12 protein-coding genes and 1 pseudogene are annotated in these 13816 nt (G+C 47.2%); 8 read left to right on the forward strand and 5 right to left on the reverse strand.

Going from position 1 to position 13816, the window contains the following annotated elements:
- Positions 1-227: 227 nt before the first annotated feature.
- Positions 228-734: a hypothetical protein gene (locus RIG27_RS23965; RefSeq protein WP_446349342.1), complete on the forward strand. Its 507-nt coding sequence runs from the start codon at positions 228-230 to the stop codon at positions 732-734.
- 320 nt (positions 735-1054) lie between these two features.
- On the opposite strand, the gene RIG27_RS23970 is transcribed toward RIG27_RS23965, so the two are convergent.
- The 3 genes from RIG27_RS23970 to RIG27_RS23980 all read right to left on the reverse strand — a co-directional run bounded on the left by RIG27_RS23970 (position 1055) and on the right by RIG27_RS23980 (position 4356).
- A complete protein-coding gene (locus RIG27_RS23970; RefSeq protein ID WP_446349344.1) occupies positions 1055-2749 on the reverse strand; it encodes a 2-succinylbenzoate--CoA ligase in 1695 nt (564 codons plus the stop codon).
- Between the two features lie 283 nt (positions 2750-3032).
- Positions 3033-4055 (reverse strand): o-succinylbenzoate synthase, encoded by a 1023-nt coding sequence (locus RIG27_RS23975; RefSeq protein WP_446349346.1) that lies wholly within the window; start codon positions 4053-4055, stop codon positions 3033-3035.
- A 64-nt stretch (positions 4056-4119) separates the two neighbouring features.
- Entirely contained in the window at positions 4120-4356 is a 237-nt protein-coding gene (locus RIG27_RS23980) for a hypothetical protein (protein ID WP_446349357.1), read from the reverse strand.
- Here RIG27_RS23980 and alr point away from each other — a divergent pair.
- The gene (gene alr, locus RIG27_RS23985; RefSeq protein ID WP_446349348.1) at positions 4244-5389 is read left to right on the forward strand and encodes an alanine racemase; all 1146 of its coding nucleotides are present in this window, start codon (positions 4244-4246) and stop codon (positions 5387-5389) included. The two genes, RIG27_RS23980 and alr, sit on opposite strands and share 113 nt — an antisense overlap.
- A 213-nt stretch (positions 5390-5602) precedes the next feature.
- Here alr and RIG27_RS23990 read toward each other — a convergent pair whose 3' ends face one another.
- On the reverse strand, positions 5603-5995 hold the full coding sequence (locus RIG27_RS23990) for a hypothetical protein (RefSeq protein ID WP_446345809.1): 393 nt from the start codon (positions 5993-5995) through the stop codon (positions 5603-5605).
- A 273-nt stretch (positions 5996-6268) separates the two neighbouring features.
- On the opposite strand from RIG27_RS23990, the gene RIG27_RS23995 reads away from it, so the two are divergent.
- From RIG27_RS23995 to RIG27_RS24005, 3 genes are all read left to right on the forward strand, one after another.
- Complete coding sequence (locus RIG27_RS23995) at positions 6269-6604, forward strand: hypothetical protein (protein ID WP_446345811.1); 336 nt, start codon at positions 6269-6271, stop codon at positions 6602-6604.
- A gap of 307 nt (positions 6605-6911) precedes the next feature.
- Positions 6912-9413: a heavy metal translocating P-type ATPase gene (locus RIG27_RS24000; protein ID WP_446349350.1), complete on the forward strand. Its 2502-nt coding sequence runs from the start codon at positions 6912-6914 to the stop codon at positions 9411-9413.
- A gap of 689 nt (positions 9414-10102) precedes the next feature.
- On the forward strand, positions 10103-10537 hold the full coding sequence (locus tag RIG27_RS24005; RefSeq protein ID WP_446345815.1) for an FHA domain-containing protein: 435 nt from the start codon (positions 10103-10105) through the stop codon (positions 10535-10537).
- A gap of 51 nt (positions 10538-10588) precedes the next feature.
- On the opposite strand, the gene RIG27_RS24010 is transcribed toward RIG27_RS24005, so the two are convergent.
- Complete coding sequence (locus RIG27_RS24010; RefSeq protein WP_006104062.1) at positions 10589-10936, reverse strand: hypothetical protein; 348 nt, start codon at positions 10934-10936, stop codon at positions 10589-10591.
- Between the two features lie 603 nt (positions 10937-11539).
- Here RIG27_RS24010 and RIG27_RS24015 point away from each other — a divergent pair.
- From RIG27_RS24015 to holB, 3 genes and pseudogenes are all read left to right on the forward strand, one after another.
- A pseudogene (locus RIG27_RS24015) lies at positions 11540-11644 on the forward strand (RRXRR domain-containing protein); the annotation flags it as partial.
- A 47-nt stretch (positions 11645-11691) separates the two neighbouring features.
- Positions 11692-12357 carry a dTMP kinase gene (tmk, locus tag RIG27_RS24020; RefSeq protein ID WP_446349353.1) on the forward strand — a complete coding sequence of 222 codons (666 nt, stop codon included), beginning with the start codon at positions 11692-11694 and terminating at the stop codon, positions 12355-12357.
- Between the two features lie 144 nt (positions 12358-12501).
- Positions 12502-13464: a DNA polymerase III subunit delta' gene (gene holB, locus RIG27_RS24025; RefSeq protein WP_446349355.1), complete on the forward strand. Its 963-nt coding sequence runs from the start codon at positions 12502-12504 to the stop codon at positions 13462-13464.
- Positions 13465-13816 lie beyond the last annotated feature (352 nt).

The following is a 13816-nucleotide window of genomic DNA, read 5'->3' on the forward strand; positions in this document are numbered from 1 at the left end:
GAGTTATTTGGTTGATCATTACAAGCTCTTAGGTTTAGTCAAAACTGAGCGCAAGCGGCATCGAGACAATGCCGCTCGCTCAAAAGAAATCTGGGCTTCTTCTGGTTAAGTTGACACCAATGGGCAGTGCCGTGCCCCTACCAATGTGTTATGTAACGATTGTGTTATGCAAAGGTAGTAGACCTGCACCAAGAAAAAAGTATCTTTTAAGACAACGTGGTATCAGGATGGATCAGATACAGGCAGAAATTGAGGCAATTCGCACCCAACTCGAGGCACTACGTCACGAACGGGATACTCTAAGCAATCAGGAGGTTCAACCGGAGAATAATTCACCCAAAGCGATCGCGGCGGCTTATCGCCATCAAGCGAGGGTAGCCGCAGAGGTTTCCGCCGAAGTTCAGGGAATTGATAATGCGATCGCGGCGTTGCAGGCGCAGTTGGAGCAAAAACAGCAACAGCTACAGCCTCTGGCGAAACCTAAGCAAGCCTTAACCTTAGCAGACGAGGTAGAGATCGCCACTCAACAGGCTTATGATCATGCCAATCGGATTAACGAACTCGCTACAGAATTGGTGGAAGAACTTAGGGCTTTAAAATCGATCGCCAATGATATGAGTACCAGCTATTGGCAGTTGCATCACAAGCCGTTTATTACCGGGTTTAAGGGTACGTCTGTTCCCTATCTGCGAGCAGATCAGGGGGTTTTAATGATTGGCAAAGTCATTATTTAGGGTCTGCTGAATAAGTTTTGTGGTGAGGATAGGGAACTCACCCGCAGGGAATAGAGAACGGGGAATGGTGGTAGTAGTGCGAGCGTCTCGCTCGCTATTTGTCTGGGTTTTTATCTATTTATATATTATATATAGCAATAGACATATCGATTAGGACGTTCGGCACCATTGTAGAGACGCGCCATGGCGCGTCTGGAACATAAATGATGTGTCCTAACAGCCATTGCGGTTGCTATAACTACTTAATCCATTAGTTGTGTTTTTCCGACTTATTCAGCAGACCCTATTTATTATTGACTGACATTAATATTTGTGACTTTTTAATCCCTAGGTACAAATTCTAAAGCCGTTGTTTTAACAGATTCATAATTTACTTTTCCTTGCTCATTGCGGGGCAATTGTTCAACAGTAACCCAATATTTAGGCTGCTTAAACCTACTTAACTGATTGACCAGCGCGGCTTTTAAAACATCCACAGAAACGTCCGATGCACGAGGAACGTAAACCGCTGTAACGGCTTGACCCCAATAATTATGCGGTATGCCAATCACACACACATCACGCACTAATTGGGTGGCTAAAATAGCCGCTTCGACTTCGGCTGGGAAAATATTTTCACCTCCGCTAATGATTTTATGACTGTGCCGTCCGACAATAGTTAGATACCCCTGCTCATCAAAAAATCCCAAATCATCGGATTGCAGTGTTGGGATTTTATCAGGCGTTGCATGACTATTGGGGATTGGGGATTCGTGATGGGGGAAGTGTAGAGATGCGCCATTATTCGTCTGTAGGGGCGAGGTTTGAAAATTCGCGCCAGTGGTTGACGATAACGTTTCCTCAAAACCCGCCCTGATTGCTCCTTCGCTGCGCTCAAGGACATGGTTTTGAGTTAACTCTCCATCTTCCTTATCTTCCTTATCTTCCTTATCTCCTGAAGAATAGTAACCCAATGCCAAAGACTCTGCTGCAATCGTGACAATTCCGATTTGATTCGTCCCCAAAAATTCCCCGGTTGTACTGCGAATGGTAACGTGGGCATGAGGGAGAACTTGACCGCAACTATTATTCCCCGCTAAAAATGCGTCCGGTTTAAGAGTAACCACTTGAGACGCCGTTTCCGTCATTCCATAAGTTGGCGCTAAGCGAATACCCTGTTGTCTCGCCTCAGTTAAGAGAGACTCATAAGCTGGCGCACCACCTAACAAAACCGTGTGAAACTGGGATAACCAATTTGCTGCATTCGCCCGGAGTAAGCGTTGTAACTGAGTGGGAACCAGGGAAATAAAAAAATCCTTTGGGTTAATCTCTCGTCCTTTTCCCGCCACCACCTCTTTAAAGGGTAGACTAGCAAACTGTCCTCCTGTGGTTAGCGATCGCAGAAATTGCATCAACCCACTCACATGATACACAGGCAAGACACAGAAGGAGTTCACTGGCTTCTGGTCAAAATACTGATAAAACCCTCGCACCGACGCCATCAACGTATCCCAGGTGTGCATGGCGAAGCGAATCTTACCCGAGGAACCCCCTGTAGGAATCATTATTCCAGGGTTCGTAGTAGGGTTCGTAGTAGGGTTCGTAGTAGGCACTTTAGTGCCATCACGAATCAAGCGCTGACTACAAACGCCCAATTTAGTGACACCCATTGTCGGTTCTTTATTGATTATCCCTTGTCCCTTATTTTTGACCAATGACTCTTGACAAATGCTCCTTGACAAATCTCCCCAAATTAAATCGGGTTGGACTAATGATACAACGTACTGCCATTCCTCTGGTGTCCAATTGGGATTGCCCAAAAACACTGAACAATCGGCACTAACAGCGGCGCTAAATGCAGCAAGGAATCGCCAAGGGTTAGATTCAGCCAGAATAATCTTAGGAACGGTTTTACATGGAAATAAGTTAGAAAATTTATCAAATAATTTCTGATTTATTTCTTGGAATTTGTTATTGTCAAAACCAATAATCCAATCATTATCTCGCTGTTTTATATCGATTAAAATAGAATTCATTTACTTAAACCCACCCTAACAAAATATTAGGGCGGGTTTCGCACTCCAGTTAGGGAAAAAACCAAAATTAATCCCTAAACCCGCCCCTACAAATACCCTGGCGTCCTATCTCCTACCTTGCATAATTAACCTTACACCCGAGCTAAGTAGGTTGGTGGAAATAAACTTAACTAGATAAGTTATGTAAACAAGTCTCAAACCCTTACTGTTGCCTGTTGCCTGTTGCCTGTTCCCTAACCTCCACCGCTAACTTTAATGTCCACCTACTTAGGCGCTAATCAACTTAGACAAACCAGTGATTAACTCCAAACCCAACTGCCCGATGGGGATGAGATAATTCTACAGCTAAATTGAGAACCGCTATTCTTGCGATCGCACTTTCAAAGACGGAGGAGAAAACCAAGTCGATATCGTGGGCTTGACAAAATTGTCGTAGTTGTGTTGGAGATCCCGCGATCGCAGCTTTAATCACAAAGATTCCTCGCCATCCCTGCTGGTAACAGGTTTTGAGTTGGTTCAACGTGGCGACAGATTCATCCAGGGCGATCGCTGTTTTATACTGATCTTCCATTGCCCTGATCACATCAAACTCCTCTGGTGGCAAGGGTTGTTCCAGAAACTCGACAATTCCCGCCTGATCTGATACCTTTAACCACTGTTGAGCTTGATGTTGTGTAAGTCCCCCATTCGCATCTAAGCGTAATTGAGCCGATGGGGGTAAAGCTTGAACCAACTGGTCAAACCACCTCAGTTCTGATTCCATAGAGGTAACACCAATTTTCCATTTAAACGTGCGATCGCCCTGTTGCCAACCTTGCTGCCAAGAGGTTAACGCGGCTTCCCCAGTGGGCAAAAGATAACTGTATTTCAGTGACGAATTGGGTAACAACGGACTTGTTTTTTCCGTTTCAATACGACTCTCTTCCCCATCTCCCCCATCTCCCTCATCTCCCTCATCTCCCCCATCTCCCTCATCTCCCCCATCTCCCTCATCTCCCCCATTCCTTGCGACTAACCCATCCCACGCTGACTCAAAGCCAAACTGACAGGCGGGAAATTCAGCCGGAATCGAGAAAATATCAGTTGATGTAATCTGAGACGGGAACTGCTGACAAAAGGTTACGGCTTGTTCTAAGGTTTCAGAACCAAACCAAGGAAGTGGGGCAATTTCTCCCCAACCCACTCGCCCCTTTTCATCCACCAGACGCAGGATAATCCCCTCCCGTACTTTCCAGATGCCATGATGAGTAGTGAGGGGATGTCGAAATTGGCGCTGGTAAGGATTAAACTCAAAACGATAAGTCACCGGAAACCTGTTTAATAGTTGGTAAAGGTTTGTAAGTAGGTCGGTGGAAATAAACTGAACTATGTTAAGTTCTGTGAATGCTCCTCAAACCCTTACATAAACGAATGACGAATGACGAATGACGAATGACGAATGACGAATGACGAATGACGAATGACGAATGACGAATGACGAATGACGAATGACGAATGACGAACTTATGGGAAGTCTCCGGCGGATTAACCGAACGCGCTTGGGTAGAAATCGATCGCGCGGCACTTGCCCATAACCTAAACCAATTAAAACAGCTTTTGTCTGCCAAAACCCAACTCATGGCGGTGGTGAAAGCAGACGCCTACGGACATGGTGCCACAATGGTTGCCCAAACCGCACTCGCCACAGGTGCTTATGGATTATGTGTCGCCACAGTAGAAGAAGGTATTCAACTGCGAGAAGCCGGAATTGACGCGCCCATCGTGATTTTAGGCGCAACCAACACCCCGGAACAAGTGCGTGCGATCGCGCATTGGTATTTACAACCCACTATCTGTACACCCCAACAGGCTTTAGTTTTTTCCGATACCCTGACTCGTTGTCAAACACCCTTATCGGTTCATCTCAACATCGATACAGGGATGTCTCGCTTGGGGATGTCTTGGCAACAAGCCACAGAGTTTGTGCAATTAGTCCAGCGATTACCCCATTTAAAACTAGCCAGTGTCTATTCCCATTTAGCCACAGCAGATAGTCCAGATCCCACAGTGATGAGACTACAGCATCAGCGGTTTGAAGCGGCTATTGCCCAACTTCACGCGGCGAATATCGTCCCACCCTGCTTACACTTAGCTAACTCCGCCGCCACGTTAACTGACCCCGCTTTGCATTACGATTGGGTTCGAGTCGGATTAGCGCTTTATGGACTCTATCCCGCACCACATTTGCACCCAAAAGTCAACCTAAAACCCGTCATGCAAGTCAAAACGCGGGTCACTCAAGTGAAAACAATACCGGCGGGGATGGGGGTGAGTTATGGATATAAATTCAGGACACAAAAACAGTTACGTCTAGCTGTCGTTGGTATCGGTTACGCCGATGGTGTTCCCCGGAATCTCTCGAATAAAATGACCGGATTAATTCGGGGTCAAAGGGTGTCCCAAATTGGGGCGATTACCATGGATCAACTGATGTTTGATGTGAGTAATATTTCCGATTTACAGGTTGGTGAAATCGTCACCCTAATTGGACGAGACGGGGACAGGCAAATCTCTGCGGATGACTGGGCGATATCGTTAAACACAATATCCTGGGAAATCCTTTGTGGCTTTAAGCACCGACTCCCGCGTGTGGTGATTTAAAAAGACGGGTCTTCCGTAGTTAGTGTGCTAAATTGTTAGTTTGATTTGCCGGAATATGGGACAGCAATAGCTTTAACCAATTTTACCCCGATTTCAAGAGAGTTTTGAGGCGGTGAAAAGCGGCAGTTTTTGTGTGGTAAGCTTCCTGGTTCATCAAAGCTGATAGTTTAGCCCACTAAGTCCGGAATACCCATATTTCGTCAGAACCACAATTCATCTAAAAACGGACTTTTTCATGCTAAAAGCTGCTAACCCAGCTACTGCACCAGTACCCACAAATGCAGCTAAACCAACCGGATAAGCTCCTCCTGCAATAGCCAAACCAGCTGCTCCGGTTTGATGGTACACAGTTCCACCAGCAACTGCACCAACTGTTGCAAAGGTGGCAGCTTCTTTTAGGTTTTTTGCGGCTTCCTTTGTCGCACCATGAACTGCCAGTCCAGCCACTGCACCAGCACCCATAAATGCAGCTAAACCAACCGGATAAGCTCCTCCTGCAATAGCTAAACCTGCTGCTCCGGTTTGGTGATAGGCAACTGCACCAACAACCGCACCAACTGCTGCACAAGTTGCAGATTCTTTAGCATTGTCGATAGCTTCTAGCAATTTCGGTTCTCCTCAATATTTTGTCATTATCAAAGCTATATTTAGTATCTGTTATAAGAAGGGTTAACGCCATAAAGCTGAGATAAATATGAGTAAAGATTCTGTGAACCTAAATTGGCTTATGCCTTCGACAACGCAACAAATACTTATATAGCATCCGCCAAATAGCGCAATAGTCTTAGCAGCTATTGCTGAGGTAATCACTCACCTGAATCAGCTAGTTTAGAGGTGAAAAGACCCAGAAAGCGAAAACTATAACAAAGGAGTAATCAAATGGACGAAGCTGTTAGAAAAATTGCGGCACTAGGATTCCCAGGAATTATTCTCCTGATTGCAATGGCTACCACGGGTTTTACAGGAGCAGCGGCAATCACAGCCGCCTTAGCAATGCTCGGACCAGGAGGAATGATTGGAGGCATCATGTTCCTTGGAGTCATAGGTATAGCTACCGATGCCTTATCTAAGTTTGGGCTGGAAGCTTTACTGGTGGGCGTATATCAAGATCGTCAGGAAAAGGGAGAAACCTTAGAGGCTCTTACAAAGGAGATTAGTGGACTATTTATTTCTGATGACTTGAAGCGCAAACTAAAAGAAGAGCTTGGCTGTTAAGCAGGCGACTTAAGACGAATGGCACGCTCCTCATATTCTGGTGGGCAATGCCCACCCTACGGAATATCAATGGTTTTGGCGATCCGAAAATGCTTATTTAACTGCCACCGGATCGGGAAAAACATAACGCCTCCCTATCCCATCAAAAACACACCTCAAACCTCCAACCGATCATCGGCATTGTCATCAAAATATGATATTGGCTAGTGGCAGAGCGCATTGGCAAAATAATCCTTATCATTAAAGAGACGTATTAACAAAACTCAGCATTCAGGCATCGCAACGCCTATCGGTATTAAAAACATCTATGCAAATTTCTCCCGAAAAAGCCGTCGATATCCCCACCCCAACCATTGAGCAAATGACGCTAGATGTTGGGGGAATGAAATGTGCAGGCTGTGTCAGTGCAGTAGAACGACAGCTAGAACAGCAACCCGGAGTTATTTCCGCCCAGGTCAACTTGGTTACAGAAGTGGCTGTGGTTGAGTATGAAGTCGGTCAGGTTGCTCCCGCCACCCTAGCGGAAAAATTAACCGCAACTGGGTTTCCTTCCCAACCCCGTTACTCCCAAGCAGGAGAAACCTCAGAAGAACGCCTCACCCCGACTCAACGCCATGAACAAGAGGCAAGGGAACAACTGCGGCAATTAATAATTGCTAGTGTCCTAGTTATTCTCTCGACCATTGGACATATCGGTCATTGGTTGCATGGACCCATGCTACCCGTGTTTAGCACCATCTGGTTTCACTGGGGATTGGCAACCTTAGCCCTGGTAGGACCTGGGCGTCCAATTATCAGCGATGGCTGGCGCGGATTGCGGCATCAAACCCCGAATATGAATACCTTAGTAGGATTGGGAACCTTGGCGGCTTATGGGGCTAGCTGTGCCGCCTTATTCTTGCCTCAATTGGGTTGGGAATGCTTCTTTGATGAACCCGTGATGTTACTTGGCTTTATCCTGTTAGGACGTACCTTGGAACAACGGGCAAGGCGTCAGGCATCAGCCGCTTATGAATCATTATTGGCACTGAAACCCAAGGTAGCCCGGTTAATTGGTAAATCCGCCCCCACAGCGACAGAACTGGGGATCGAGATTCCCGTGGAACAAGTTCGCGTGGGCGAATGGTTGCGCGTTTTGCCGGGAGAAAAAATACCCGTTGATGGCGAAGTGGTGGCGGGTCAGTCGTCGGTGGATGAGTCAATGTTGACGGGGGAACCCTTACCTGTTCTCAAGCAACCCGGTGATCCGGTTGCGGCTGGCACCTTAAATCAATCCGGTGCGATCGCGATTCAAGCCACACGCATTGGACAGGAAACCACATTAGCGCAAATTGTCGCCCTGGTGGAAGAAGCGCAAACCCGGAAAGCCCCGGTGCAGAATTTAGCCGATAAAGTTGCCGGTTATTTTACGTATGGGGTATTGACAATCGCCACCTTCACCTTCCTTTTTTGGGAGCTGGTGGGGACAAAAATCTGGACTCAGGTTCTAGGGGAAGGAGACTCCCTGATGAGTCATTCAACCTCACCCTTACTATTGAGCTTAAAATTAGCGATCGCGGTATTAGTGATTGCCTGTCCCTGTGCCTTGGGATTGGCAACCCCGACAGCGATTCTAGTCGGCACCAGCTTAGGGGCAGAACGGGGCTTACTGATTAAGGGGGGTGACATCTTAGAACGAGTCCATCAACTTGATACCATCGTCTTTGACAAAACAGGCACTCTCACCCAAGGAAAACCCACCGTAACCGATTGTCTGTCTGTTGAGAAATGGGCAGAGGAGGAAGATGGGGAGTACAGCTCGGTCAGGGCGGGTTTTGAACAAAGCTTATCCTCAATAGCTGGCGCTAATTTCCTAAACCCGCCCCTACAGACGCATAATGGCATATCTGGTAGCTCAAAACTCCTTCAACTTGCCGCCGCAGCCGAACGAGGCACAACTCATCCCCTCGGAGAAGCGATTTGTACAGCAGCAGCCCAACAAGAGTTACCTCTATTAGCCGCTAAGGATTTTTATACCGAAGCTGGATTAGGAATATCTGCCCTAGTGGACAATCAACCGGTATTACTGGGGAATGAAGATTGGTTACGTCAGCAAGGCGTGACTCTTAGTGATACCGCCCAAGCCCAAGCCCAAACCTTAGCGGCTGTGGGTAAAACCGTGGTGTATTTAGCCGTAGATGGAGAATTGGCTGGACTCATTGCCCTAACTGATTTACCCAAACCCGATGCTAAAACCACCGTAGAACAGCTACAGGCGATGGGACTGCGCGTGATGTTGCTAACCGGAGATCAACCCAATGCCGCCGTGACAGTAGCACAACACCTTGCCATTGATCCAGCCAACGTTATGGCAGGTATCCGTCCCGATGGCAAAGCCGCCGCGATCGCACAATTGCAAGCCCCGGGAAACTGCATCGCCATGGTTGGAGATGGAATTAACGATGGTCCAGCCTTAGCCCAAGCTGATGTTGGCATCGCCCTGCAAGCGGGAACAGATGTTGCCCGGGAAACGGCGGGAATTATTCTCATGCAACCTAGCACGACCCGTCCCCAAGCTGGCGGTTTGCTGGATATTGTCAAAGCGATTAAACTGTCTCGCGCTACATTTAACAAAATTCGCCAAAATCTCTTCTGGGCGTTGGGATATAACACTTTGGGTATTCCCGTAGCGGCTGGCATACTGTTACCCGGATTTGGTATCGCTCTCAATCCGGCTGTAGCTGGCGCACTGATGGCATTTAGTTCCGTGACTGTAGTTAGCAACTCTCTACTATTACGTCGAGGTTGGAACTCTGACAACGGGGTGTAGGGTGTGGGGTTTGGGGTCTCGGCAAAATACTCATCCCGCATTATCAGGCGAGACTGGGAAAATTCACACCCATTCGTTCAAGGGGTCCTAACCTTTATGTAGTAGAATACAAAGTAATGGTGGTGTCTGGATGATTCTTTTCAAGTCTCGCTTACCAAGCGACGAAGGCTGGTAAATCTTAGGTTATCACCCGCTTTCCTCCCCGCCCATGTTAAGCATGGACTTTCTTCGGAGCAGGACAAAGTCCGGTATCCAGCGGGAAAGTAGGGTTAAAGTGATAACCAAATTGAGAAAGTTTTATCGGTACGAATTTACAGCCTACTTGTGGTATCTTCTAAACCGGGAGTGTAACGCAGCTATTAAGATCACCAGAGAGGAGTTATTACATATTCCTCACTATAAAATCCGGAAACGCCGCCAATTAGCGGTATCCCAAAGGAAGCTTACAGGCTCTCCCCTAGGGTCAGTGTAAAAAAATGTCACAAAATTGTAACATTAGAGTCTGTGCCATGATCTGCATTAATGCTTATGATGATTGAATGGGGAAAGACCAAGTTGAAGGTCGGCAATTCGGTCATTTCTTCTTAATACGTTAAGGAAAGATGATTAAGCAGTTTGCTAATCTAAGAAAGCATAGACACAGCGACAGTGAATTTACGGCACTGTCTATCCCTATTTTTCGATGTTCAATGCCTGCAAAATCCAATCAAAACCATCTGTTAATTATTGAAGACGAAAAAGGGCGCAAGGAATATACCTTGGAGGAACCCGTCTATTCTATAGGCAGAGATCCGGATGTGGATATTCGTTTGTTCTCACAATTTGTATCTCGCCGACATGCCACCTTAGTGCGGCGAGAACGGGAGGACGGCGGTTTCTACTACCGCATTGTCGATGGTAACCTCAAAGGTAAGTCCAGCGCCAACGGACTCGTAATTAACGGTCGTAAACTTCAAGCTCACGATCTTGAAGATGAGGACGAAGTCGTCTTCGGTCCTCAAGTTAGTGCCAAATACTACATACTCAAGCGCGACTCTGTTCCCACTGGACCTCCCGATGAGTTTGACATCACCCTGATTAGCCCAAATATGATGGGGGGAGATCCAGATGACTGGACACCCTGATTATTAGCCCAACTATGATCAGGGAAATCCAGAGGATTGAACCAGAGGATGTCAACCAGCAACACTTTCTAAGAGTTGCCAATGGCGGTTTTGGGCAACCGCCTCTTGAACTTCATAAAACTTATCGTGGCAGTGATTGTCTACCTGTAAGGGCAACTCTTCATTTTTGATCACGAAATTCATGCGAATTTCCTGATCGGTAGCCATCGATTTGTCAATCAAGACTTCCACTGTCACGAGTTTGGCAAAGGCAACATGACCAGGGATTTCCCGTGCCATGATATAGTCTCCCGTGTCATAGATAATGTCGAAATCGCAGGATTGTAAAACCTCAATCAACGATGGCTGAAGGTGATCGGGAGAAACTGCAACCGTAAATGAACAAGTGTAGCGAGCCATATTTAACCCTTGGCGTCAGATAGCTAGATCATTACATAAGATCTATCCAAAGCTACCCACAAGTGGGTATCTGGAGGTACTTACTTCCTGCTTCACTCTGGCTGTGACAGCACTGAACCAGTCCACAGGCTAACACCACCTGTATGGGCTTGGTTACCAAGCTCCTATGGCGGCTATATACGAGTTACCTACCTAGCGGCTTGGGCTGGATAGGTATACCAATAAAGTATACATACTCTTGACGGTAGATTCCATCGGGACAAACATCTGCCCATCTTTCCCCTTATTCGAGGAGATGATTTTGGGTGACAATGGGGAGAGATGTGATCAGATGAGGCGTCAACTACCGCACACCAACCCTTAGGGGTATGGTGTGGGCTTGAAAAATCCTGTTGACCAGACGGCTAGTTTATATAGCTAGCAGCCGTTAAGTACGTAGAGACGCGCCATGGCGCGTCTCTACGTACCAAGGGATGCGTGCCAGTTCCTTGCTCTACAACTGGGTAATTAAACAGGTCATTCGGAAAAGCCAGTGTTACTCAGAAAGTACCGGGTCTTAACACCGTCGAGGCAAACTTTACCAAGAAATTGAGAGATGCAGTAATGCGTGTTTTCGTTCTAGATAAAAACCTGAAACCTCTTGACCCTTGTCATCCAGCAAGGGCTAGAGAACTACTCTCGCAAGGGAGGGCTAAGGTATTTAAGCGCTGTACAGGCGTCCGCCCCCTTGCCGCATTTAAGGTGGATAAGGGGAAATGCTGATTGTGTTTGAGGGAGTCGAAGGCAGTGGCAAAACCACCCAAATTCAGCGATCGCGCGATTGGTTCCTCAACAGTGGTGTACTAGACAAACTGGACAATTACCGCAAACCGCCACCTGTGATCATCACCCGAGAACCCGGAGGAACCCCCTTAGGCATAAACCTGCGTCAACTTTTGCTCCAAGAAAACTCCTCATCCCTACAACATCGCACCGAACTCCTCCTCTACGCCGCTGATCGATCGCAGCATGTTGAAGAATTGTTACAGCCTCAGCTTAATGCCGGGGCGATTATTTTGTGCGATCGCTACACCGACTCGACGATTGCCTATCAGGGGTATGGACGAGGGATTGACCTAGCCCTGATTGAGCAAATCAACCACATCGCCACAGGAGGACTAGAAAGCGATTTGACCTTATGGTTAGATGTTGATGTCACAATTGGCTTACAGCGAGCTAGAGAACGGGGAGTCGCCGATCGCATGGAACAAGCGGAGTTAACCTTTCACCAGCGAGTACAACAAGGTTTTGCCCAATTAGCCTCCCAGTATCCCCAGCGAATTGTCCGAATTGACGCCAATCAAAGCCCTGACGCCGTGCAACTAGACATTCAGACGGTTTTGCGTCAACGAATTCGGCAGAAGTATGTCATAGACAAATGATACTAAATCCGGTTACTACCCCCCTTATGAATAGGGACAAGGCAACAGGCAACAGGCAACAGGCAACAGGCTTTCATCAGTTAAGGGATAAAGGGGGTTCCAAAGGCGGATTGGGTATGACAAATGACAAATGACAAATGACAAATGACAAATGACGAACCAATGACCATAGTTGCACAAAAACAAGCGATCGCACTCTTAGAAGGGGCAATGACAGCCAACCGTATCGCCCCAGCTTATCTATTTGTCGGTTCTCCTGGAGTCGGGCGGGCTTTAGTCGCCCGTTGGTTCATTGAACGGTTATTTTGTCAAGATATTCCCCCCCAGAAGCAACCCTTACTCAAGAAACGCCTACAACAGGGGAACCATCCGGATCTCCTCTGGGTTGAACCCACCTATCTACACAACGGCATTCGCCTATCCGCCAAAGAAGCCGCAGAAAAAGGACTCAAGCGCAAAACGCCCCCCCAAATCCGCCTAGAACAAATTCGCGAAATTCGCCAATTTTTAGGACGTTCTCCCCTAGAAGCCTCTCGTCAAATTGTGGTGTTGGAACAGACGGAAACCATGGCAGAATCAGCCGCAAATGGCTTGCTCAAGACGCTAGAAGAACCCGGAAACGCCACATTAATCTTAATCGCTCCCAGTCCTGATGCCTTATTACCCACCTTAGTATCCCGTTGTCAACGGATTCCCTTTTATCGATTAGCACAAGAGGATATGGCACAGGTACTACAGCAAACGGGTTATGAGCAGATTCTCCAAGAACCCTCGATATTAGCCATTGCCCAAGGGAGTCCCGGAGACGCGATCGCGGCGTTTGAACAACTGCAAGCCATTCCCCCAGAATTACTGGCAAAGTTGAACCAATTGCCCAACTCATCCCGCATGGCGCTAGAACTGGCTAAGGAAATTGATAAAACCCTTGATCCCCAAGCCCAATTGTGGTTAGTTGACTATTTACAGCATCGGTATTGGCAACACAAATCTCATACCCAGATCATTCACCAATTAGAGCAAGCCCGAACCTACTTGCTTGGATATGCTCAACCTCGATTGGTTTGGGAAGTGGCGCTTTTAGAGTGTCAATCAGCTAAAAATAAATAAAAGATGGTTTAATTTATCACATCTAACTATCGGATGATTATTGATTCTATCTAATCCCTTTAAGCACAGTAGGGGCAATTCATGAATTGCCTCTACAGATGTTGATTCATACCAAGTTACAGTCTAAGGTAGAATCTGTCATGCTGAGCAGAATGCAGTGAAACGGAATGAAGCGAAGCATCTGTCCAGATTCTTCGCTTCGCTCAGAATGACATGATAAGGTCACGTCCTCCTACACCGACCCTACGGGTACGGTTGTAGGCTTCCTTTGGGGTTCCGTTTCAGAACGACGCTTCCGGCGTTTTATAGTGGGGAATACGCAAGAGCCCACTTCTTGCTTATCGCCAGAGAA

Source organism: Coleofasciculus sp. F4-SAH-05 (assembly GCF_040222985.1).
GTDB classification, from domain to species: domain Bacteria; phylum Cyanobacteriota; class Cyanobacteriia; order Cyanobacteriales; family Coleofasciculaceae; genus Coleofasciculus; species Coleofasciculus chthonoplastes.

Excerpts from the sequence above, each read along its gene's own strand:
- RIG27_RS23965 (WP_446349342.1), top strand. The coding sequence starts at position 228 with ATGGATCAGATACAGGCAGAAATTGAGGCAATTCGCACCCAACTCGAG.
- RIG27_RS23970 (WP_446349344.1), bottom strand. The coding sequence starts at position 2,749 with ATGAATTCTATTTTAATCGATATAAAACAGCGAGATAATGATTGGATT.
- alr (WP_446349348.1), top strand. The coding sequence starts at position 4,244 with ATGACGAACTTATGGGAAGTCTCCGGCGGATTAACCGAACGCGCTTGG.
- RIG27_RS23995 (WP_446345811.1), top strand. The coding sequence starts at position 6,269 with ATGGACGAAGCTGTTAGAAAAATTGCGGCACTAGGATTCCCAGGAATT.
- RIG27_RS24000 (WP_446349350.1), top strand. The coding sequence starts at position 6,912 with ATGCAAATTTCTCCCGAAAAAGCCGTCGATATCCCCACCCCAACCATT.
- RIG27_RS24005 (WP_446345815.1), top strand. The coding sequence starts at position 10,103 with ATGCCTGCAAAATCCAATCAAAACCATCTGTTAATTATTGAAGACGAA.
- RIG27_RS24010 (WP_006104062.1), bottom strand. The coding sequence starts at position 10,936 with ATGGCTCGCTACACTTGTTCATTTACGGTTGCAGTTTCTCCCGATCAC.
- tmk (WP_446349353.1), top strand. The coding sequence starts at position 11,692 with ATGCTGATTGTGTTTGAGGGAGTCGAAGGCAGTGGCAAAACCACCCAA.
- holB (WP_446349355.1), top strand. The coding sequence starts at position 12,502 with ATGACAAATGACGAACCAATGACCATAGTTGCACAAAAACAAGCGATC.